Origin of the sequence: Streptomyces cyaneofuscatus (assembly GCF_033109485.1) — a bacterium.
Classification (GTDB): domain Bacteria; phylum Actinomycetota; class Actinomycetes; order Streptomycetales; family Streptomycetaceae; genus Streptomyces; species Streptomyces cyaneofuscatus.
Map to the genome: position 1 here is coordinate 924,033 of NZ_CP137002.1, position 21,966 is coordinate 945,998.

At 72.6% G+C, this 21,966-nt stretch carries 21 protein-coding genes; 10 read left to right on the forward strand and 11 right to left on the reverse strand.

Features of this window, described 5'->3' with window-relative positions:
* Positions 1-10: 10 nt before the first annotated feature.
* On the reverse strand, positions 11-247 hold the full coding sequence (locus tag R2B67_RS03780) for a DUF397 domain-containing protein (protein ID WP_018513352.1): 237 nt from the start codon (positions 245-247) through the stop codon (positions 11-13).
* Entirely contained in the window at positions 247-1,107 is an 861-nt protein-coding gene (locus tag R2B67_RS03785) for a Sco1979 family transcriptional regulator (RefSeq protein WP_317816434.1), read from the reverse strand. Before R2B67_RS03785 ends, R2B67_RS03780 begins: the two co-directional genes overlap by 1 nt.
* Before the next feature lie 207 nt (positions 1,108-1,314).
* Here R2B67_RS03785 and R2B67_RS03790 point away from each other — a divergent pair, with 207 nt between their 5' ends.
* From R2B67_RS03790 to R2B67_RS03810, 5 genes are all read left to right on the forward strand, one after another.
* Positions 1,315-1,773 carry an ATP-binding protein gene (locus R2B67_RS03790; RefSeq protein ID WP_018513354.1) on the forward strand — a complete coding sequence of 153 codons (459 nt, stop codon included), beginning with the start codon at positions 1,315-1,317 and terminating at the stop codon, positions 1,771-1,773.
* Positions 1,767-2,204 (forward strand): hypothetical protein, encoded by a 438-nt coding sequence (locus R2B67_RS03795; RefSeq protein ID WP_109980361.1) that lies wholly within the window; start codon positions 1,767-1,769, stop codon positions 2,202-2,204. Before R2B67_RS03790 ends, R2B67_RS03795 begins: the two co-directional genes overlap by 7 nt.
* 363 nt (positions 2,205-2,567) lie before the next feature.
* Positions 2,568-2,723: an SCO0268 family class II lanthipeptide gene (lanA, locus tag R2B67_RS03800; RefSeq protein WP_018513356.1), complete on the forward strand. Its 156-nt coding sequence runs from the start codon at positions 2,568-2,570 to the stop codon at positions 2,721-2,723.
* 168 nt (positions 2,724-2,891) lie between these two features.
* Positions 2,892-5,984, forward strand: a complete 3,093-nt coding sequence (locus R2B67_RS03805) for a lantibiotic dehydratase (RefSeq protein WP_317824772.1) — start codon at positions 2,892-2,894, stop codon at positions 5,982-5,984.
* Positions 5,981-7,309, forward strand: coding sequence for a lanthionine synthetase C family protein (locus tag R2B67_RS03810; RefSeq protein WP_317816435.1), 1,329 nt, complete (start codon positions 5,981-5,983; stop codon positions 7,307-7,309). Before R2B67_RS03805 ends, R2B67_RS03810 begins: the two co-directional genes overlap by 4 nt.
* 83 nt (positions 7,310-7,392) lie before the next feature.
* Here the strand turns inward: R2B67_RS03810 and R2B67_RS03815 are convergent, their stop codons facing one another.
* The 6 genes from R2B67_RS03815 to R2B67_RS03840 form a co-directional block, all read right to left on the reverse strand.
* Complete coding sequence (locus R2B67_RS03815) at positions 7,393-8,739, reverse strand: 6-phospho-beta-glucosidase (protein ID WP_317816436.1); 1,347 nt, start codon at positions 8,737-8,739, stop codon at positions 7,393-7,395.
* Between the two features lie 83 nt (positions 8,740-8,822).
* Positions 8,823-10,382 (reverse strand): cytochrome P450, encoded by a 1,560-nt coding sequence (locus R2B67_RS03820; protein WP_317816437.1) that lies wholly within the window; start codon positions 10,380-10,382, stop codon positions 8,823-8,825.
* Between the two features lie 210 nt (positions 10,383-10,592).
* Positions 10,593-11,207, reverse strand: a complete 615-nt coding sequence (locus R2B67_RS03825) for a GTP-binding protein (protein WP_010058144.1) — start codon at positions 11,205-11,207, stop codon at positions 10,593-10,595.
* The gene (locus R2B67_RS03830; RefSeq protein ID WP_026241710.1) at positions 11,188-11,559 is read right to left on the reverse strand and encodes a DUF742 domain-containing protein; all 372 of its coding nucleotides are present in this window, start codon (positions 11,557-11,559) and stop codon (positions 11,188-11,190) included. Before R2B67_RS03830 ends, R2B67_RS03825 begins: the two co-directional genes overlap by 20 nt.
* Positions 11,556-11,963: a roadblock/LC7 domain-containing protein gene (locus R2B67_RS03835; RefSeq protein WP_006128841.1), complete on the reverse strand. Its 408-nt coding sequence runs from the start codon at positions 11,961-11,963 to the stop codon at positions 11,556-11,558. The genes R2B67_RS03830 and R2B67_RS03835 overlap by 4 nt, the downstream gene beginning before the upstream one ends.
* Positions 11,960-13,639, reverse strand: a complete 1,680-nt coding sequence (locus tag R2B67_RS03840) for a sensor histidine kinase (protein ID WP_317816438.1) — start codon at positions 13,637-13,639, stop codon at positions 11,960-11,962. The genes R2B67_RS03835 and R2B67_RS03840 overlap by 4 nt, the downstream gene beginning before the upstream one ends.
* 569 nt (positions 13,640-14,208) lie before the next feature.
* Between R2B67_RS03840 and R2B67_RS03845 the strand changes: the two genes are divergently transcribed.
* Positions 14,209-14,973, forward strand: coding sequence for an IclR family transcriptional regulator (locus R2B67_RS03845; RefSeq protein WP_317816439.1), 765 nt, complete (start codon positions 14,209-14,211; stop codon positions 14,971-14,973).
* A 29-nt stretch (positions 14,974-15,002) separates the two neighbouring features.
* Here the strand turns inward: R2B67_RS03845 and R2B67_RS03850 are convergent, their stop codons facing one another.
* Together R2B67_RS03850 and R2B67_RS03855 are read right to left on the reverse strand one after the other, a co-directional pair.
* A complete protein-coding gene (locus tag R2B67_RS03850) occupies positions 15,003-15,509 on the reverse strand; it encodes a MarR family winged helix-turn-helix transcriptional regulator (protein ID WP_317816441.1) in 507 nt (168 codons plus the stop codon).
* Positions 15,506-17,242 (reverse strand): FUSC family protein, encoded by a 1,737-nt coding sequence (locus tag R2B67_RS03855; protein ID WP_317816442.1) that lies wholly within the window; start codon positions 17,240-17,242, stop codon positions 15,506-15,508. The genes R2B67_RS03850 and R2B67_RS03855 overlap by 4 nt, the downstream gene beginning before the upstream one ends.
* Before the next feature lie 135 nt (positions 17,243-17,377).
* On the opposite strand from R2B67_RS03855, the gene R2B67_RS03860 reads away from it, so the two are divergent.
* The 4 genes from R2B67_RS03860 (at position 17,378) to R2B67_RS03875 (ending at position 20,575) form a co-directional block, all read left to right on the forward strand.
* Positions 17,378-17,812 carry a hypothetical protein gene (locus tag R2B67_RS03860; RefSeq protein WP_317816443.1) on the forward strand — a complete coding sequence of 145 codons (435 nt, stop codon included), beginning with the start codon at positions 17,378-17,380 and terminating at the stop codon, positions 17,810-17,812.
* 112 nt (positions 17,813-17,924) lie between these two features.
* Positions 17,925-18,575, forward strand: a complete 651-nt coding sequence (locus R2B67_RS03865; protein WP_317816444.1) for a thioredoxin-like domain-containing protein — start codon at positions 17,925-17,927, stop codon at positions 18,573-18,575.
* A gap of 35 nt (positions 18,576-18,610) precedes the next feature.
* Complete coding sequence (locus R2B67_RS03870) at positions 18,611-19,228, forward strand: DUF305 domain-containing protein (protein WP_109981178.1); 618 nt, start codon at positions 18,611-18,613, stop codon at positions 19,226-19,228.
* A gap of 93 nt (positions 19,229-19,321) precedes the next feature.
* On the forward strand, positions 19,322-20,575 hold the full coding sequence (locus R2B67_RS03875; protein WP_317816445.1) for an ROK family protein: 1,254 nt from the start codon (positions 19,322-19,324) through the stop codon (positions 20,573-20,575).
* Positions 20,576-20,602: 27 nt separating this feature from the next.
* Here the strand turns inward: R2B67_RS03875 and xylA are convergent, their stop codons facing one another.
* Positions 20,603-21,793 (reverse strand): xylose isomerase, encoded by a 1,191-nt coding sequence (gene xylA / locus R2B67_RS03880; protein WP_317816446.1) that lies wholly within the window; start codon positions 21,791-21,793, stop codon positions 20,603-20,605.
* Positions 21,794-21,966: the final 173 nt, after the last annotated feature.

Sequence of the window (21,966 nt, forward strand, 5' to 3'; positions counted from 1 at the left end):
TGGTGGTGCGTCAGGTGAGAAGGAAATCCGCCTGGCCCGACTTGGCACCCTGGATGAACGCGGCGATCTCGCCGTTGGAGTAGATGAGCGCGGGGCCGTCCGGATCGGCGGACTGGCGCACCGCGACCCGGCCGTCCGCGAGCTTCATGGCCTCGATGCAGTTGCCCCCGTTGCCGCCGCTCCAGGGCTTGTACCAGCCTTCGGAGCCGAGGTCGGCGGCCGGCATGCCGTTGTATATATGGTTCATCACAGCTCCTTGCGGAAGTCCCGGAGGATTTCCTTCGTGCGTTGTGCAGTTGCGGCCTGAGCCGCCATGCGGTCCATGACTTCGAGGTACGAGGCGACCTCGGGCCGGGCGTCGAAGTAGACCGCTCCGGTGAGGTACTCGCTGAAGACCATGTCCGGGAGTTCGGGTACGGCGAACCGGAAGAGGACGAACGGCCCGTAGGTGCCCGGGTGGTGGCCGGTCGCGAACTCCGCGATCTGCAGGGTGACATGGGGCAGCTCGGTGGCTTCGAGCAGCTTGTCGATCTGGGCGCGCATCACCTGGGGGCCGCCCACCGGCCGCCGCAGGACGGTCTCGTCCATGATCACCCAGAGCCGGGGGGCGTCCTCCTTGGCGAGCAGTGACTGGCGCTCCATACGCAGGGCCACATGGCGTTCGATGTCCTCGGGCCGGGCCTGGCCGACGGCTCCGGTGCGCATCACGGAGCGCGCGTAGTCCTCGGTCTGGAGCAGCCCGGGGACGAAGTGCGGCTCGTACATGCGCAGCAGGCTCGCGGCGCCCTCCAGGCTGACGTACATGCTGAACCAGTCGGGCAGGACGTCGTGGAACCGCTGCCACCAGCCCGGCTTGTTGGCCTCCTCGGCCAGGTCGACGAAGGCCTCGGCCTCGTCGTCGGCGATGCCGTAGGCCTTCAGCAGCAGCTGGACATAGGGGATCTTGAGGCCGACCTCGGCCGTCTCCATCCTGCGTATCGTCGCGGGAGCGACCCTGAGCACCTTCGCCGCCTGGTCACGGGTCAGGCCGACGCGCTCCCGCAGATCCTGCAGGCGCTTGCCGAGCACGACCTGGCCCACGGTCGGGGCGGACCGCGGTTCGCTCACTTCAGACCTCCCCATGCGCTGTTTTGCGAGCAGTGTGCCACGCGTGCGCCCCCAACGACACAGCCACTCTGAAAATTTCAGAGTGCCCCTTGCCAAGTGTCCCCGTCAGGGGGAGAGTTGGCTGTCGTACCAGTTCGCTCAGTCATGACCGCTCCTCTCACACCGGGGAACGAAGCGTGACGCAGCCCCCACTGTGAGGAATCGGTCGTGGCACCTGGCAGTGCGCTCATCCCCCGGCTCATGGACCTCAGCCCCGGGACGGAAGCGCTCCGTTACTGCTTCGCGCTGCCCGCGCACCCCGAGTCGGTGGCCGGTGCGCGGCAGCTGACCCGGGCCCGGCTGGAGAGCTGGAAGCTGGGCGGCGATGTGTACGACGCGGCCGTTCTCATCGTGTCCGAGCTGGTCACCAACGCGGTCGTGCACACCGCGAGCACCCGCGTGGTGTGCGAGCTGCGCTGTCTCGGCAGACGGCTGCGGATAGCCGTGCAGGACCAGGGGCACCAGCCGGGTGGCCCCCGGCTGCGGCGCTGTTCCGACGACGAGCACGGGCGCGGCCTGCTGCTGGTCGACACGTTGAGCAGCTCGTGGGGCTCCCACGACGCCGGGGACGACTCCGGCCGCATCGTGTGGGCGGAGCTCCCGCACGGTGTGGAGCAGCCATGCTGAGGAACGCGCTGTCCCGGCTGCGCGGTACGCCGCGCCCGCGGGCCGCCGAGGAATCCCGGGGCGGCCGGGTCCAGTTGTCGCTGCCGCCGTCGATGTCGGCCAGCCTGGGGTGCGACGCGGTCGGCGTGCCCGCGCGGCACGGCTTCCGGCTGATGTCCCATCTCCCGCGCACCGGCTGCGTGTTCGCGGAGGCGGACCGCTGGTGGTGGATCGTCCCGGCCGGCTCCGACCTGGATCTGGACTGGCCCGAGCAGGTGACGTACGCCGCCGGAGCACTGGTGCGGGCCGTGCGGCCCCGGCTGATCCACGCCCCGGACAGCCGCACGCCCTACACTCCGCCGATTCCGCTGTATCTCATGGTGTGCCAGGTCACCGGAGCCGCACCGTCCTGGGAGCCGGACGGCGGTCCGCGGGCCGTGTCCGTCCACTGAGACGATCCACCGCCAATTCGAGCCATGCACTGTCGGACACCGGCCGCTGCTGCCGATCGGCGGAGGACGCCGCTCCTCTTCGCGCTTCCGGTTGATAACACCTCATCACAGCGGTGTGCGTACCGTCGAGAACGGGATGGGAGATTTCCCGCGCAACGGCGTGGACACCGTCATATGAAAGCGGCGGGGCCCCTTTCGACCCAGTAGCTCCGCCTGAAGCACCCCGTTCCGATGGTTCTTACACTTGGCCGAAAACCGGCTCCCCGGCGCTGATGCCACAGTGAAGAGTGGGGAACGCGGGGCCGAACAACAGCTCCGATGCATCAATCATTTGTTCGCTTCTACGCACCCTTTGGGGGACGCATGCGCACCGAGATGATTGTCGCCAACGACGCCGCTGACCTGGACCTCGACCTTCGGATCTCCGAAGTCACGGACCAGACGCAGGAGTTCGGCGCCGGAACGTACACCTCGCCGAGCAGCTACGCGATCGGCACCCGTTGTCCCGTCTGCTGCTGACACGGCGCGACGTCCTGACCGATCCGGGACGCGACTGAAATGAGGCGGGGCGGGCCGAGCCCGCCCCGCCTTCCCGCGTCCACCGCGCCATGGGGGAAAGCCGACGTGCGACCTGAGCTGGACCTGGAACTGGACCTCTTCGAAGTCCGCGAGCCGGTGCTCGTACGGATGGCGAGTACGCCGCGCGACCGCGCCGAGAGCCGCGTCGACGCCGCCGACCCGGTGCCGGGGCTGCGCCGCATGGCCGCCGACCCGCTGCTCCGCCAGGCCGTCGAGGTCGCCAGCGGCAGCCTCTCGCTCAGCCTTCAGCGCCTCGCCACCGACGAGGGCGCGGCGGCACTCGGCCGCAAGCGCACACTCAGCGCCGCCAGGACCCTCACGCGATACGCCCGCCGGGCCGGCGGGCGTCCGACCCCGTTCGGCCTGTTCGCCGGCGTCGGCAGAGCCTCCTTCGGCTCCGCCGCCGAGGCCCGGCTCACCGGCCCCGGCGAGGTGTCGGTCCGCCTCGACGGCGGCTGGCTGCACCGGCGCGTCCGCGACTGGCTCGCCGTTCCGCAGGTCCGCCGCCGCACCGACGTCGTCCTGAGTGATCTGTGCGCGCGCCGCGACGGCAGGCTCGTCCTGCACACCGGTGGACGGGAGATATCGGTCCATGACAACGCCCTCGTCGCCGTGGTCCGCGAAGCCGCCGAACGGCCCGTCGCGTACACGGACCTGCTCGACGGTCTGGCGGCCCGCTTCCCGTCCGTCGGGCCCGACCGCATCGACGGCTTCCTCGCCGGGCTCGTCCAGCACGGCTTCCTGCTCACCTCGCTCACGCCGCACCGCATCGACGCCGCTCTGCTCGGCCGTATCGAAGCCGCCGTCGACGGAGCCGTGCCGGGCGCGGCCGAGGGCCTGCGCGCGATCCGCGCCGCCGCCGCCGGCCACGAGGCGGATCCGCCCGGCCTCGGCCAGGACTCCTGGCGCGCTCTGCTCTCCGCCGTCCGCACGCTGGACGGCAGCGCGGCGGACAGCGGACAGCGGCCACCGGTCCATGTGGACCTGCGGATGCCGGCCGACATCGTGCTGCCGCGGGCGGTCGGCGACGAAGTGCGGCGTTACGCCGCCGCGATCTGGGCGATGACGCCGGAGTGGACGACGCTGGATCACATGCGGGACTACCGCGACCGCTTCATCGAGCGGTACGGAACCGCCTCCGCCGTGCCGCTCGGCGACCTCGTCGACCCGCACCGCGGCCTCGGCCTGCCACCCGAGTACGGCGCTCCCGCGGCGGCTCATCCACGCGTCGGCCCCGGCGAGGACGCCGACCGGCCGCGCCGGGCGGCCATCGCCGAACTCACGCAGCAGGCCATCCTCGACGGCGGCGACATCGAACTGACCGAGGCCGACGTGGCCCGGCTGGCGAAGGCGGTCGGACACACGCCCGGCGGACGCGTGCCGCGCACGCTCGAACTCTGCTTCCAGATCCTCGCCGACAGCCAGGAGGCTCTCGACCGGGGCGACTTCCTGCTGCTCGGCAGCCCGCACATCGGCTCCTGGACGGCCGGCGCGACCGCGGGCCGGTTCGCCGCTGTCGCCGGCCTCACCGACGAGCTGGCCGCGCTGGCCGCTGGACCCGGTGACGACGACGCCCTGATGGCGCAGGTCGACGTCATGCCGAGCGACCCGCGCTCGCTGAACATCGTGCAGGTGCCGCCACTGCTGCCGTACCGCATTCCGGTCGGCGTCGCCGACGACCGGGGCGACGCTCACTGCCTGGACTGGCGCGCTCTCCTCGTCGCCGCCGGCGAGGACGGACTGCGGCTGCTGCACGCGCCGACCGGCCGGCCGGTCGTGCCGGTCTTCCCGCACATGCTGGCCCTGGACGCGCAAGCGCCGCCGGTCGCGCGCTTCCTCTCCGACCTCGCCGCGGCCCGGCCCCGAGTGTGGTCCGGCTGGGACTGGGCCGGCCTCGACGTCCTCCCGTACCTGCCGCGCGTGCGCCACGGCCGCGTGCTGACCTCGCCGCGCCGCTGGCTCGCCGGACGCCGCCTGATGGACGCGGCGCGCTCGGCCTCCACCTCCACCTGGCAGGACGGCCTGCGCGACTGGCGTCGCCGCGGCCGCGTTCCCGACCGTATCCAGATCGCGCGCAACGACCAGATGTTCCCGATCGATCTGCGCGAGCCGTGGGACCAGAACCTGCTGCGCGCCGAACTGACGGCCAAGGAGCCCCGGTTCCAGCTGTACGAGGACCTCACCGCCGATGGAGCCGGTCTCGGCTGGAACTCCGGACACAGCACCGAGATCGTCGTTCCGCTCGTCCGCACCGCCCGCGCCACCGCCGCAGCCGGGCCGCGGGAGGACGCGCCGCCGCTCGCCAGGTCCGGCATCCGGATCTCGCCGACCACCGTCCATCTGCCCGGTGAGGACTGGCTGTCCGTCAAGCTGTACGCGCAGAAGGCCGCGCACGACGGTCTGCTCGCCGACCACCTGCCGGCGCTGCTGGCCGAGGTCGACGCGGACGTCGACCGCTGGTTCTTCCTGCGCTACCGCGATCCGGATCCGCATCTGCGGATCCGTCTGCACGGCGAACCGGCCGCACTGCGCGAGCGGGTCCTGCCGGCGCTGACCGCGTTCGTGAGGGGCCTGACCGCGTCCGGAGCCGTACGGACGATGGTGCTGGACGCCTACCGCCCGGAGACCGACCGCTATCTCGGTGCCGCCGCGCAGGAAGCCGCCGAAGGGCTCTTCCTCGCCGACAGCCGGTCCGCGCTGATCCAGCTCCAGGCCCGCCGCGCCGGTGCGGCGGCCGTACCGGACGAGGTCCTGGCGGCCGCCGGACACGCGGTCCTGCTGGACTCGCTCGGCGACTGGGACTGGTGCGCCTGGGCGGACCACATGTTCACCAAGGGGCCCGACCACGAGATCTACCAGCGCCATCGCGCGCTGGCCGACCTGCTGGTGCGGCCCGGAGACATGCCCGGCGACACCGCACGCCGCGCCGCCCGCGAGCTGCGCATCCCGGCGCTCACGGAGGTATGGACCGGCTCTCCCGAGCCACAGGCATACGGAAAGCTGGTGCTGGCGGCCTCGGAGGCCGACCGCGACGAGGCCGTGCTGTCGCTGCTGCACATGCGGCACAACCGGCTCTTCGGCATCGACCAGGCCGCCGAGTCCCGCGCCTACGCGGTCCTGCGCGGAGCCGCACGCACCTTCATCGCCGCCCGCGCGCACGCGGCCCGGACCACCGCCACAGCCGACAGGAGCGCCCGATGACCACTCTCCACGCGGCCGGTCCGCGCGAGCGCGCCGGGGAGGTCTCCGAACAGATCCTGGACCGGCTGGCCGATCCGGCGGCCACCATGGCCGCGACCCGGATCCCGGCCGAGGCATCCGGGAACGGCGAGCCGGAGAACATCTGGGCCGAGATGACGCTCGGCAGCGGCAGTCCGGGGCTGGCCATCGCGTTCAGCGGCGCGGCCCGCACCGGAACCGACCGTACGGCTCGCGCGCACGCGTATCTCTCGGCCGCGACCCGTGCCGCGTCCACCGTTGCCACCTCGGCGAGCGGCATCTTCAAAGGTCCCGGCGCGCTCGGCTTCGCCGTCCTGCTGGCGCACCGCACCACCGGCGGCTACATCTCCGCGCTCGAACGGCTCGACGGCTACCAGCGCGACCTGGTCCGCACGACGATGCCGGCCGTCCCGGACAACGCTCCGCTGTCCACCATCGGCCACTACGAGGTGGTGCGCGGCATGACCGGCGTCGGCCGCTATCTGCTGGCTCGCGCGGAGACCTGCGGCGAGGAGCTGGAGACCGTACTGACCTATCTGACCCGCCTCGCACAGGGTGAGGTGGAGCACCGTGGTCACAAGGTGCCTCGGTGGTGGGCGCTGGACGCGCCGCGGATCGGCTCGGAGGCAGACCTGCCGGACGGTCACCTCAACCTCGGTATCTCGCACGGAGTCGCCGGCCCGCTCGCTCTGCTGTCGCTCGCGTGGCGCCAGGGTGTGCGCGTGCCGGGCCAGCGCGAGGCCATCGAGTCGGCCGCCGCGCTGCTCACGCACTGGGCGGTGCGCGACGCCTACGGTCTCTACTGGCCGCCGCACCTGAGCCTGGCCGACTGGCTGGCCGGTCCGGACGCCTTCACCGCGCCGGCCGGCTGGCCCTCCTGGTGCTACGGCGCTCCTGGCGTCTCGCGCGGCCTCCAGCTGGCGGGCCTGGCGCTGGACCGCGCGGACTGGACCGGCACCGCGAACGCCTCCGTCGAACGGCTGCTGGCTCTGCCGATGGAGCGTTGGGGCATCAACGACAACGCGCTGTGCCACGGCTGGGCCGGAGCGCTGCACCAGCTCGGACGGCTGAACGAACACGTCGGCGACGACCGCGTCGAGGCCGTCCGCGACCGGATCGCGGCCGACCTGGTCGACGCCTTCGACCCGGAGCTGCCGTTCGGTTTCCGCTTCACCATGACGAAGACACCGTTCGCGACGGACGTCTCCGGCTACCTCGACGGAGCGGCCGGCCTGGCACTGGCTCTGGACTCCTACGCGAGCGGCGGCACTCCGGCGGACTGGGACATGCCACTGCTGCTGGCCTGAAGCGTGTTGCGGAGCGGGACTCCCGAACGAACCGCGGCGGCACCGGCCCTGACCCGCCAGGACGCAGCCCTCTGCGACACGCTTCAGGGAGCGTTCAGGTAGGCCAGCTCCGGATGGACCCCTGCGTACCGGTCGACCAGCCGCCGCGCCACCGCGACGGAGTCGACCAGCGGGTGCAGCGCGAAGGCTTGCACGGCAGCCGACCTGGACCCGCTCTCCGCCGCCTCCAGCACCGCCCGCTCCACGGCCTTCACCGCGGTGACGAGACCGACGGCGTGGTACGGGAGCGGCGAAACGGCCACCGGATGGGCCCCGTTGGCATCGACCAGGCAGGGCACCTCCACCACGGCATCGGCGTCCAGCACCGAAAGGGCCGTGCGGTTGCGGACGTTGAGGATCAGCGAGGTGCGTTCGTTGCGGGCGACGGCCCGCATCAGCGCGAGGGCCACCTGTTCGTAGCCGCCGGACTCCAGATCGCTCTCCTCCCGCTCCCCCGCCCCGGCGACGTCCCGGTTCTCCGCCATGTACGTGGCCTCGCGCTCGGCACGGGTACGGTCCCAGGTGGCCAGAGCCGGGGTGCCGGGCTCCCGCATCCGGGCGTAGAACCCCTCCTGCTGGTCGCGGAGGAAGGCGCCCCGGGTCTGCTCGGCCTCCTGGTAGGAGCGGACGGCCTCGCGGTTGAAGTAGTAGTAGTGCAGGTACTCGTTGGGGATCGCGTCCAGCGACCGGAGCAGTTCCGTGCCGAAGAGGCGGCCCTCCTCGAAGGAGCCCAGCAGCTCCGGATCCGCGAGCAGCCGGGGCAGTTCGTCCCGGCCGTCGACGTACAGGCCCCGCACCCAGCCGAGGTGGTTGAGCCCGGCGTAGTCGATCCAGGCCCGGTCGGGGTCGGCGCCCAGGACCCGGGCGATACGCCTCCCGAGCCCGACCGGGGAGTCGCAGATGCCGATGACGCGGTCGCCGAGATGGCGGGACATGGCCTCGGTGACCAGCCCGGCCGGGTTGGTGAAGTTGATGGTCCAGGCGTGCGGGGCGAGCCGGGCGATGCGCCGGGCCAGGTCGACGGCGACGGGGACGGTGCGCAGCCCGTAGGCGATGCCTCCGGCACCGACCGTCTCCTGGCCGAGCACACCGAGGTCGAGGGCGACCCGTTCGTCGGCGGCCCGGCCGGCGAGGCCCCCGACGCGGATCGCGGAGAAGACGAAGTCGGCGCCGCGCAACGCCTCGTCCAGCTCGGTGGTGGCGACGACGGCGGGCGCGTCGGGCACGCCCCGCGCCTGCTCCTCCAGGACCCGGGCGACGGCGGTGAGCCGGTCGGCGTCGGTGTCGTACAGGGTGACCCGGGAGACACGGCCCTCGGCGTGATCGCCGAGCAGGGCCCCGTACACAAGAGGCACCCGGAATCCGCCACCGCCAAGAATTGTCAGCTTCACGCTGCTCGATGGTACGGGGGTGCGCCCCGCGCACGTCGGCGGCGGCGCCGGACCCTCGGGCCCGGTGCCGCCGCCGGAGCGGGTCAGTAGCCGTTCCACCAGCGGGAGACCGCCTGCCAGAGCCGGGCGGGCGCGGCCGGTCGGCGCTGCTGCGGGACCACAGCGGTTTCCGGCGCCGGCTCGGCCGGCGCCGCCGCGGGAGCAGGGGCCGGGCGGGGCTGCGGCGCCGCGCCCGGGGCGTGGGCGGGCTGCGTCCCGGCGAGGGAGTGCACGGGCTCGGGGACGGGACGGGCGGGCGAGGAGATCTCCCAGTCACCCGTCGGACGGACGGCGCGGGCCATCACCGAGAGCGGGTCGGAATCCAGCTTCTGCTGCGGGCTGGGGGCGAACTTCACCGGCAGCTCCACCAGGTGGCGGGACATGATGTTGCCCACCCAGCGCAGCTCGCTCTCCTCCACCCCCAGCTCCAGGTCCGGCAGACGCATCAGCAGCGCGTCGACGCCCACGTCCGCGATCGCCCGGCCGATGTCCTGACCGGGGCACTCGTGCGGACCGCCGCTGAACGCCAGGTGGGCGCGGTTGCCCTCCATGTTGGCGGTGAGGTCGGGGCGGACCGTGGGGTCGGTGTTGGCCGGGGCGATGCCGACGAGCAGGGCGTCGCCCGCCTTGATCTGCTGGCCGCCCAGCTCGGTGTCGCCGACCGCCCAGCGGCCGAAGACGGCGGTGAAGGGCGGCTCGTCCCAGAGGGTCTGCTCCACCGCCTCGGGCACGGTCATATGGCCGCCGCTGAGCCGGGCGCGGAAGCGCGGGTCGGTGAGGACCATGCGCAGCACGTTGGCGATGAGGTTGGCGGTGGACTCGTACGCGGCGATGAGGATGAGGCGCAGGTGCTCCACGACCTCGATGTCGGTCATCGTGGCGGGGTGCTCGACCAGCCAGGAGGCGAAGTCGGGGGCCGGTTCGGCGCGGCGGCGCTCCACCAGGCGCGTCAGCACGGCGACGATGTGGGCGTTGCTGGCCACGGCGGTCTCGGTGCCGCGGGTCATGTCGCGGGCCGCCTGGACGAGCCGCTCGTCGTACTCCTCGGGCATGCCGAAGATCGCGCACATCACCATCATCGGCAGATGGTCCGCGAACTGGGTGACCAGGTCGGCGCTGCCCTTCTCGGAGAAGTCGTTGACCAGGCGGTTACTGAAGCGGTTGATGTGGCGGCGCACCCCGCGGGTGTCGATGCGCTCCATGCTGTCGGTGACCGCGCCGCGCTGCCGCTCGTGCTTGGCGCCGTCGGCGAAGACGCAGACGGGCTGCCAGGTGAAGATCGGGGCGAGCGGGTGGTCCGGGGCGACGCTGCCGTCCTGGAGGGCCCGCCAGCGCCGGGAGTCCCGGGAGAACTGGGAGGGGGTCCGGGTGAGGTGGAGGTTCTCGCTGTGGCCGAGGACGAGCCAGGCGGGTACGTCGCCGTGGAGCAGGACCGGGGCGACCGTGCCGTGTTCGGCGCGGAGCTTGTCGTAGAGGCCGGCGGGGTCGTTCTCCGCCTCGGGGCCGTACAGCCGGCGCAGGCCGCCGGGGCCGGTGCCGAGGTTGTGGGCCGGGCACTGGGGCGGCGGGGCGGCGCCGGGCTCGTGGTGGAAGGGGGTTGTCACAGTGGCTCCAGGGATCAGGACGGCCAAGGGGCGAGCGCAGGTGGGCAGGGTGTACGAGGGGGCGCGCGCCGGGGGAACGGTGCGCGCTCCCGGCCTCGGGACGGCCGGGAACCGTCCCGGGGCCGACGGGGCACCGGGCGAGCGGGAGCGGCCGGAACCGCTCCCACGGGACGGAGCGAGGCGAACGGCCGGAACCGCTCCCACGGCCCGTCAGGCGAGCGGGACGGCCAGGCTGTGCAGATAGCGCATGAGGGTCATCAGCACATCGCGGCTGGAGGCCCGCAGCCGGGCGTCGCAGTCGATCATCGGGACCTCGTCCGGCAGGTCGAGGGCTCTGCGCAGGGCCTCGACCGGGTGGTGCGGTGCGTCGGGGAAGGTGTTGACGGCCACCACGAACGGCACTCCGCGCTCCTCCAGCCGGCCGATGACGTCGAAGCTGACTTCGAGCCGCCGGGTGTCGATGAGGACGACGGCGCCGAGGGCTCCTTCGAAGAGGCCGTTCCACAGGAACCAGAAGCGTTCCTGGCCGGGGGTGCCGAAGAGGTAGAGGATCAGCTCCTCGCTGAGGCTGATCCGGCCGAAGTCCATGGCAACGGTGGTGGCGGTCTTCGTCTCCACCCCGGCGTTGTCGTCCACGCCGACGCCGGCCTGGGTCATGGTCTCTTCGGTCGTCAGGGGCCGGATCTCGCTGACCGAGCCGACCATGGTCGTCTTGCCGACGCCGAACCCGCCGACGATCACGACCTTCACCGCGGCGGTGGCCGTGGTGGGGAGGACGTCCTCGGTGCGGGGTCCGGTGATCGTGTCAGAGCTTCTGAAGTCCATGCATCACCGCTTCGAGAAGGGACCTGTCGGGGAGTGTGGCGCGGACGATCGGCGCTCGCGACTCGATGAGTTCGGTCGCGAGGAGATCGCTCAGGAGCGAGGTGACCACGCTGAACGGCAGGCTGAGGTAGGCGGAGATCTCGGCGACCGATAAAGGCGCCTGACAGAGCCGCAGGATCGCGGCCTGCTCCGGCTGGAACGTCGGCGAGGGCTCGGCCTGCGCGACGACCATCGTGACCAGGTCGAGCGCGGCGCGCTCGCTGTCGTCGAGATCGCCGGTGATCACGTACAGCCGTTCCGGATCGCTGAGCGCCGGATCGGTCTTGCGGCGTTCTCGTCGGGGTCCGCTCATCCGGACTGCCCGCCGTGGCGGGGCGGACTGGTCAGGTGGGCGCCGATCCGCACGACCATGTCCCGCATCCGGGCGCCGACCAGGCCGGCGTCCACGGTCTCGCCCGCCAGCACGGCGAGATAGGCACCGGTCCCGGCCGCCATCAGGTAGAAGAATCCGCCGGTGACCTCGATGACCACGAGCTTCATCAGGCCGTCGCTGTAAGGGATCTCGGTGGCCACGGCGGCCGCCAGGCTCTGCAGCCCGGCGCAGGCCGCCGCCAGCCGGTCGGCGACATCGGGGTCGCCGCCGTGCATGGCGATGCGCAGCCCGTCCGAGGAGAGCACCACGATCTGGTGGATGCTCGGCACGTCGTCGGCCAGTTCCTTGAGCATCCAGTCCATGTTTCCCCGCTGCTGGATCACTTCAGGTCTCCCTTGTCCCACGCGTCATCGGAGTCTTCGCCGTGCTTCGGTTCCTGCGGTACGCCGTTGACGGCCTTGGTGAAGGCCTCCAGCCAGAGGCCGGGGGGCTTCTCGCCGGAGCCGCCGGGCCCGCCGGGTCCGGCAGGCGCGCCGTACCCGCCGTCGGGGTGTCCGCCCCGGCTCGGCAGGCCCCCGTTGACAGGGGCGGGCGGCGGCGGGGGCTGCTGCGGCAGGTTGTGCGAGCCGAGCGGGGCGCGGCCCCGGCTGCGGCGCTGCGGCAGTCCGTTCTCGGTCCACTCGGTGACCACCGGGACGTCGTCCTCCATGGCCGCGGCGGGCGTGGCCGGACGGGCGGCCGCGGCGGGGGCACCGGCGGGGACCGGTGCGACCACGGAGGGCACCGGGCCGGTGGCGGCGGGCTTGGGCTTGGACTTGCGCTTTCCGGGCGGCGGCACCACGTGCTGGAGCTGCGACATGTCCAGCGAGCTGGTGGGCCGCGAGGTGGCACCGATGCCATGGGCGATGCCCGGGGCGGGTCCGGTGGTGATCATGTCGCGCGGCACGATGAGGACCGCGCGGACACCGCCGTACGCCGACTGGCGCAGCGACACCTGGAGCTGGTACATCCGCGAGAGGCGTCCGACGACGGCCATGCCGAGCCGCGGGGACTCCCCGAGGTCGTTCATGTTGATGCCGGCCTGGGCCTGGGCGAGCATGTTCTCGGCCCGGGCGCGGGCCTCCTCGCTGAGGCTGACGCCGCCGTCCTCGATCTCGATGGCGATACCCGTCTGCACCTCGACCGCGGTGACGTGCACCCGGGTCTGGGGCGGCGAGTAGCGGGTCGCGTTGTCTAGGAGCTCGGCGCAGGCGTGGATGAGCGGCTCGACCGAGGTGCCGACGATGGCGACCTTGGCGATCGAGTGCAGATCGACGCGCTGGTACTCCAGGATGCGGGACATCGCGCCGCGCAACACGCTGAACAGCGGTACGGGCTTGGGCCACTGGCGGCTGGGCCTGGCCCCGCCGAGGACGGCGATGGAGTCGGCGAGCCGGCCGATCAGCGCGGTGCCGTGGTCGATGCGGAGCAGGTCGTCGAAGACCTCGGGGTTGCGCCCGTAGTGGTCCTCCATCTCCCGCAGTTCACTGGCCTGGCGGTGCACGATGGCCTGGACGCGGCGGGCGACGCTGACGAAGGCGCGCTGCGCGGAGTCACGCCGGGCCTCCTCGTTGTCGATGACTTCGAGGACCTGGTAGATCTGCTCGCGCAGCGCCTTGGGCAGATGCCGGTTGGCGGCGTCCGCGTCGACGATGTCGCGCATGACCTCCTCGGGCGAATTGCCCACCCGTAGACGCCTGATGGCGGCGGGCATGACCTCCTTGGTGAGCCGCACGGTCTCGGAGTCATGGCTGAGGATGCGGTGTTCCAGGTAGGCGATGCGCTGTTCGTACTCCGCGCGCTGGGCGGCCATGGCGCGCCTGCGGCGGTGCAGCGCCACGGTGAGCACGGCGACCACGAGCGTGGTGATCGCGCCGCACACGGCGACTGGTATCCGCGCGGCCGGGACCACCAGGGCCACGCCGGCGGCGGTGGCGCCGGCCAGCAGGACCACGGGCGGCAGGACTACGCGGACGACGGGGACTTCTCTGTCGGTCGGCGGTGATTCAACACGGACCATCTAAAACCCTCTGGCGGTTGATTCCGGGATGTATACGCACGTGAGCGGAGACTCAGGAACAAGTGCTCGAATTCGCATCAACTCGACTTCACTGCGCGTGAGCTTAGCCAGATCAGAACAGGGGATCGGCATATTCACCCAACCCCCTGCGGGAGCCCGCGAAGAGGAATACACTCGCCAGTTTTCCCACTCACCGCTGTGGAGCGTGCGCGAGGAGTGACGATGGCGGGAAAGGGGCTACGCCTCACCCTCTACGTCCCGGCTGACGGGACGGGATCGATCCAGGAATAGGTGATACCCGGTCAATTTGCTTGACCAGTACCTTATTTCGTACCGCAGAACAGGACAAAGGCACAGGTGATCGAACCGGATCGAAAGGAGCAGATTCCTGAACACTCGGCGGGTGACCCGGAAAAACACTGTGCTGACGCGTATACGCCCGCAGATTCCACGGACCCTTGAAGCGCCCCGCGCGGGCGGCCCCGCAGCGGAGATCATGGCGGTCGGCGCCACCCCACGGGGGCGTCGGCGGGTACCCGGAGTGACGACGACAGGGAGCGGGCGGAAGCATGACGGCGACAGGTGACTACACGATCGCTTCGCTGGATACGGGGCTCCGCGCCATGCGGCTCTTCCTCACCCATGACACCCTCACCGTCACCGAGGCCGCCGGGCACCTCCGCGTCGGACGGTCCACCGCGCACCGGGTCCTGAGCACCCTGGAGAGCCGGGGGTTCGCGATCCGGGACACGTCCGGGCGCGGCTACGCGGCGGGCCCGGAGCTGGTGCGGATCGGCCGGCCCGCCGGTTTCGGCCGCGCGGCCCGCGACCGGCTGGGGCCGGTGCTGGAGGACGCGGCCGGGCGGACCGGGGAGACGGTGTGGAGCGTGGCACTCATCGGCGACCAGGTCATCGTCACGGACGGGCGCGAGTCGTCCCATCCGGTGCGGGTGGCGCTGGAGTTGGGGCGGACCGGCCCGGCCCATGCGGGCTCGGGCGGGCTGCTGCTGCTCTCCCGCATGACGGCGGACCAGGTGTGCGCGCTGTACCCGGACGAGGAGCTGGAAGCGGTCACCCCGGCCACGCTCACCTCGCGGACGGCCCTGCTGGACGAGCTAACGGTGATCCGGCGGAGGGGCCACGCCGTCAGCCGGGGCGCCTCCGTCCCGGGCATGACCACGGTCGCCGTCGCCCTGGCCGGATCCAGCTGGCGGGACCGGCTCGCCCTGGTGGCCGCGGCCCCGGCGGACCGCTCCGGCGACGCGGCGCTCGCCGAACGGGCGGAGCGGCTACGGGAGTCGGCGGCGCTGCTGGCACCCGCACCGCCGTCCTGACCCGGCGCGACCGGCGGCGTACGAAGCCCTCAGCGCCGCGCTCCGCCGATCCGCCCCTCCAGCTGCACCAGCAACTCACTGAGCCGGGAACCGAGTTCGCCACGGCTTCCGTCGTCGAGCCCCGAGAGCACCGCCCGCTCGTACGCGAGCTGTTCGGGCAGCAGCCGGTCGACCAGGGCGCGGCCCGCGTCGGTGAGGCGGACATGGGCGACCCGCCGGTCGCGCTCGTCGCCCCGGCGGTCCACCAGGCCGCGTTCCTGGAGGGCCCGCAGCCGCTTGGTGACGGCGGCGCCGGAGGAGAAGGTCTCCCGGGCGAGCTCGCCCGGTGTGAGTTCCCGGGCGGTACGGCGGACAGCACCGAGGAGGTCGAACTCGGGGCGGGTCAGTCCGGCGGAGCGCAGCGGGGCGTCTTCCGCCTGCTGGAGCAGGGCGGCGCAGCGGTTGATCCGGCCGATGATCTCCATCGGGCCGGTGTCGAGCTCGGGATCGACGGCCTGCCACTGCCGCACCACCAAGGCCACGATGTCGTCGGTCACGCCGCTCCGTTCGCCGGGGCAGGGGCCACCGCGCCGCTCCGCGTCTCCGGGGCGCGGACCGGCGGGCCCTGCCGTTGTGCTGTCGCGGCGAGCGTACGGTGTCCGGCCCGCTCAGCCGCGAGAAGCCGCTGCTCGGGCAGGGCGCGCTGCCACCACTCCCCCGCCGCGATGTCGGCGGCCTCGCGCAGTTCGACGAGGCGCGCGGTCAGCGCGCGGCGCGCCCGGTCGAGCCCGTCGGGGCCGGTGTGCGCCCGGTCCGCGTACGCCCTTTCGGCAGCGGCCCGGGCCTGTGCGGCGGCTTCGAGGGCGCGCTCGACGCGGCCCGCCGCCCTCCGGTTGGTGATGAGCACCGCCGCGAGGAACCCGGCGAGCGCGCCGAGGACGGTGTCCAGGACCCGGTCGCCGACAAGTTCCCCGGCCGGGTGGGTACCGCCGAACTCCAGGACCAGGAGGGCCATCGGGGTGACGGCGACGGAGCCGAGCCAGTAGTTCCGGGTGATCAGGGCCTCGGCGGCGAAGCTGAAGAAGAGGCAGCACAGGACGAGCGCGAGCGGGCCGGTGCGGGAGAGCGGCAGGACGGCGGCGAAGACCAGGACGCCGAGGAGGTTGCCGAGGGTGCGCTGGAGGGTCCGGTTCCAGGTGAGGGTGGTGTTGGCCTGGTAGAGGGAGGCGGCGGTGACGATGGCCCAGTAGGGGCGGCCGACGCCGAGGGCGGCGCAGAGGTAGCCGGCGAGCGCGCAGCCGATCAGCGTACGGGCGGCCACGGGCAGCAGGTGCGATCCGGGGCCGAGGCTGCGCAGCAGCGTGCGACGGGCGGCGCGGCGGCCACCGGAGACGCGCAGGGCGGCCCGCTCGGCGTCGATCCCGTACAGCTCGGCGGCCGTACCGGGTGCGGGCGGTGGTTCGGGGACGGGTCCCCGGGCGCGGGTCAGGGCGGCCCAGGCGCGCAGCCGGTCCGGGTCCTGGTCCGGATGCGCGGAGGCGCCGGCCGCCTCGGCGTGCACCACCAGCCGTTCCAGGGAGCGCCGTACGGGGGTGGGCCGGCCGGAGGCGAGCAGGCACTGCCAGGCGGCGTGCACGGCGGCGGCCGCGGTGTGGCGCGTACGGGGTCCGGGTTCGGCCACGCGGTCGGCGGCGGCTTCGAGGGCGCGGGCGACCGCGCGGCGCTCGGGCCCCTCACGGCGGATCAGCGCGGGCCCCACACAGACGAGCCAGGCCACCGCACCCGCGCCCAGGGTCAGCGCGAGGTGGGCCGGGACCTGGCCGAGGCGCTGCGGTGCGAACAGTGCGGCGGAGCTGACGAAGGTGAGGATCACGTGGCCGGGCGGGCCGATCCGGACCGCGTCGCACGCCGCCTTCTGCGTGGCGGCGAGGAGCGCGCCGACCGCGACGAGCACGGCGGTGGAGTGTGTGAGCGAGGCGGTGACCAGGGCGGCCGCGAGCCCGGCGGTCATGGAGAGCACGACGCCCGCCAGGGTGCGGGCCCGCCGGGCGTACGGCAGGCCGTGCCCGTAGAGCGCGCAGAGCGAACCGGCCATCGTGTACATCACGAGGTCGAGCCGGCCGAGGGCCAGGAGCGTCAGATGCGGTACGGCGGAGGCGGCGACAACGCTCAGCGCGGGCTTGAACCAGGTGTCCGAGGGGCGGTTGAGGCGCAGTGGGGCGGCCAGCGGGAGGCCGCGGGCGAACGGCTGCCGCGGCCGGGGGGATGCATCACTGGGTGTATCACTCACCCACATACGTTAACAGGTATTACACCTGTAAAAGATTTTCCCTCTGTCGCACCGCCCGGCCGTCCGGCACACTGTCCCGCGGAATCGGTGACCCATATTCTTTGAATCTTCATGCACCTACTACGATGACGGGCCATGACCAGGGTGAGCGCTCGGACCGACCGGCAGCGGTGCCGCTCAGGCCTGCCCGCCTCGCTGGGCTGGATGTTCGCCCTGCTGGCCCTGCTCTTCTGCTGCTCGGTCACCACCCCGGCCGCCGCTGCCGTGCCGGTGGCGATGGAGGCTCCGGGCCCGGCCCCCGTACGGACGCTGACTCCGGTGCCCGACCTGGCCGTCGAGCCGGCCGTCCTGGCCGCCCCCGCCGACCGGGGGCTCGGGACCTCGTGCCACGGCAGCTCGACCCACTCGGCGGCCATCGTGCTCCCGGTGTCGTCCGCGCCCGTGGCCCTCCCCTCCCCCGTGGCCTTCGTGCCCGCCGCCCCGCTGAGCGGGGCGGCCGCCATCCGGGGGCCCTCCCACGACGGTGCCCACTCCGTCGATCAGCTGCGTCTTCAGGTCCAACGGATCTAGAGCCGGGTCTGCTTCTCCCCTGCTCTCCGGACGACCGCTGCTTTCCGCACGACCGCTGCTTTCCCGCACGACTGTCTGCATCCCCGCATCCGCTGAACGACGAGGACCTTCCATGGCTGCCGCCAAGAACAAGAACTCCCCCGCCAACGCCCGCCGCGCCAAGCTGGAGGAGGCCCGCCGCAAGGAGCGCGCCCGTGAGCGCCGGGGCCGCCTCATCGCCATCGGCGCGTCGGTCGCCGTGGTCCTCGCGCTGGTCGCCGGAGGCGGCTACCTGGTGTACCAGGCGAACGAGAAGGAGAAGAAGGAGGAGCAGGCCAAGGCCTCCCCCGTCACCGGTGAGCGCAGCTGGGACGACCTGGGCCGGGAGCACGTGGCGACCAAGGTCGACTACCCGATGAACCCGCCCGTCGGCGGCGACCACAACCAGGTCTGGATGAACTGCAACGCGGACGTCTACACCGCCGAGATACCGAAGGAGAACGCCGTCCACTCCCTGGAGCACGGCGCCGTCTGGGTCACGTACAACGACAAGGCCCCGGAGGCGGACGTCAAGGCGCTCACGGACAAGGTCAAGTCCACCCCGTACTCCTTCATCAGCCCGGTCAAGGACCAGAAGGAGCCCCTCATGCTCAGCGCGTGGGGCAAGCAGGTGGCGGTCGATGACGCCTCCGACTCCCGCGTCGGGCAGTTCTTCTCCAAGTACGTGCAGGGACCGCAGACCCCTGAGCCGGGTGCCGCCTGCACCGGCGGACTCGACAAGTGACCTCCGCGACGGGCCCGTTCTCCTCCACCCGGCGGATGGTGCTCGCGGGCGCCGCCGTGCTGCTGCTCGCGGTGGGTCTGGTGGCGCTGATGGTGGTACGGCCGTCCGCGGCGTCCCCCTCCGCGAAGGCGGCGCTGTCCGCTCCGGCGGAGGAGTCGGCGGACGCGGGCTTCGCCCGGGACATGGCGATCCACCATCAGCAGGCGGTGGAGATGTCGTTCATCGTGCGGGACCGTACCGACGACGAGGACGTGCGGCGGCTGGCGTACGACATCATCAACACCCAGGCCAACCAGCGCGGCATGATGCTGGGCTGGCTGGAGATGTGGGGCCTGCCCAAGAGTTCGGCGAAGCCGCCGATGGCGTGGATGGGCCACACGGTCAAGCCGACGGGTGACGGTTCGCTGATGCCGGGCATGGCGACCGACGCCGAGCTGGAGGCGCTGGAGGCGGCCGAGGGCAAGGCGGCCGAGGTGCTGTTCCTGCGGCTGATGACCGTGCACCACCGCGCCGGCGTGGACATGGCGCGGGCCGGGGCCGAGGCTGCGGGGACGGACGTCATCCGGAATCTGGCGCAGGGCATGGTCAGCGGCCAGCAGTCCGAGATCGGGCTGATGGCGGACATGCTGAAGGCCCGGGGCGCGAAGCCCTGATAAGCGGGGCGGCCCCTTCCGGTGTTCACGGAAGGGGCCGCCTCTCCGCCGCGCCGCCCGCCGTGTCCGCGATCGCATAGGCTCGGCGACGATATGAAGAGCATCCTCACTCCGCTGGGGCCCAAGGCCGACAAGGACACCGTGCGACGGCACAATCTGAGCCTGGTACTGCGCGCCGTGCGGGACGAGGGCGAGAGCGGTGAGGCGACCCGCGCCGGGGTCGCCGCGCGGGTCGGCCTGACCCGGGCCGCGGTCTCCTCGCTGGTCGAGCAGCTGATGGACAGCGGGTTCCTCACCGAGTCGGGCAAGACGTTCAGCGGGCAGGCCGGGCGCCCCGGCACCGCGCTCAAGGTGGCCCGCACCGGCCCCGCCGGGCTCGGTGTGGAGATCAACATCGATTACGTCTCGGTCTGCGTGGTCGACCTCGCGGGCACCGGCCGGGTCCGGCAGACCGAACACCTCGACAACCGGGGCGCGCCCGCCGAGGACGTCCTCGCCCGAGCGGCCGCGATCGCCGCGCGGACCCTGGACTCGGCGCGCGAGCAGGAGCTGCGGCCGGTGGGCGTCGCGCTGGCGCTGCCCGGTCTGGTCTCCGGCGGCGCGGTACGCCAGGCCCCGAACCTCGGCTGGAACGAGGTCCCGGCGCAGGACCTGTTCGGCGACGCGCTCACCGCGCTGCGCCCCGGCCACCCGGTGCTCCCGGTCGCCTCGGAGAACGAGGCCAATCTCGCGGCCCTGGCCGAGCTGTGGTTCGGCGGCCTCGGTGACGTACGCAGCTTCCTGTATCTGACCGGGGAGATCGGGGTCGGCGGCGCGCTGGTGCTGAACGGCGAACTGCTGCGCGGGGCGCACGGGTTCGCGGGGGAGATCGGGCATGTCGTGGTGGACCCGGACGGGCCGGAGTGCCGGTGCGGGTCGCGGGGCTGCCTGGAGCAGTACGCCGGTCAGAGCGCCCTCCTGCGGGCCGCCGGGGTCGACGGGCCGGGGGCCGGGGGCGGCTCCGGCGTGCTGGAGCTGGAGCGGCGCGCGCGGGCCGGGGACGAGCGGGCGGTGGCGGCGGTCGCCGAGGCGGGGCGGATGCTGGGCCGGGTGGTGTCGGGTGCGGTGAACCTGGTCGACCCGGACGCGGTGGTGCTCGGCGGGATCTACCGGGGCCTGATGCCGTGGCTGTCGCCCCCGGCCGACGAGGAGCTGACCGGCCGGGTGGTGTCGGGGCTCTGGTCCCCGGGCAGCGGCCGGCTCCGCGCGTCGTCGGTGGCGGGGGACGCGGCGCGGGGCGCGGCGGCGCTGGTGGTGCAGGACGTGCTGGACGACCCGGTGGCGTACGCGGAGCCGTCGGGCGGGTGAGCCGGGGGCCCCGGCTCACCCTTGCCGTCAGCGCACCGCGAGCAGGTGGTCCATGGCCAGCTGGTCCAGGGCCTCGAAGGCCATGCCGCGTTCCGCCGCCGCGTCCACGTCGAACTCCTCGTACGCCGTGCGGTCGGCGAGCAGGGCCGCCAGGCCGTCCCCGGCGGTGGGGCGGGCCAGCTCGTCCAGGCGGGAGGCGCGCAGCGCGGCCCGGACCTCGGGGTCGGCGCGGAAGGCGGCCGCCCGCTCCTTGAGGATCAGGTAGTTGCGCATGCACCCGGCGGCCGAGGCCCAGACGCCGTCGTAGTCCTCGGTGCGCGGGGGCTTGAAGTCGAAGTGGCGGGGGCCCTCGTAGCCGCTCTCCAGCAGGTCGACGAGCCAGAACGCCTGGCGCAGGTCGCCCGCGCCGAAGCGGAGGTCCTGGTCGTACTTGATGCCGGACTGGCCGTTGAGGTCGATGTGGAAGAGCTTGCCGGCCCACATGGCCTGGGCGATGCCGTGCGGGAAGTTGAGCCCGGCCATCTGCTCGTGCCCGGTCTCGGGGTTGACGCCGACCAGCTCGGGGCGCTCCAGGCGCTCGATGAAGGCGAGGGCGTGGCCGATGGTGGGCAGCAGGATGTCGCCGCGCGGCTCGTTCGGCTTGGGCTCGATGGCGAAGCGGAGGTCGTACCCCTGCTCGGTGACGTACTCGCCGAGCAGGTCGAAGGCCTCCTTCATCCGGTGCAGGGCGAGCCGTACGTCCTTGGCCCCGCCGGACTCCGCGCCCTCGCGGCCGCCCCAGGCGACGAAGGTGGTGGCGCCGAGTTCGACGGCGAGGTCGATGTTGCGCAGGGTCTTGCGGAGCGCGTAACGGCGTACGTCGCGGTCGTTGGCGGTGAACCCGCCGTCCTTGAAGACCGGGTGGGTGAAGAGGTTCGTGGTCACCATGGGCACGACGAGGCCGCTCGCGTCCACGGCCTGGCGGAACCGCTTGACGACCGCCTCGCGGTCGGGCTCCGGCGCGCCGAAGGGGATCAGGTCGTCGTCGTGGAAGGTCACGCCCCAGGCGCCGAGCTCGGCGAGCCGCTGGACGGACTCGACGGGGTCGATGGCCGCGCGGGTGGCGTCGCCGAAGGGGTCCCGGCCCTGCCAGCCCACGGTCCACAGGCCGAAGCTGAACTTGTCCTCGGGGGTGGGGGTGAACCTGTCCCCGGAGGTGGGGGTGGTGCGTTCCGTCATCGTCGTCCGACCGCCTTCGCCTGCCGTCGGGGCTGGGCCGGAAGCCCCGAACCCCTATTTGTTCAGTGTCATGACTAATCATGCACAGGGTCCCCGCCCGGCGTAACCCCCTGGTCTACGGCGAGTCGGCGGGAGACCTGTTCGCCGGGCCGCGGATCACGTAATTTGTTCGC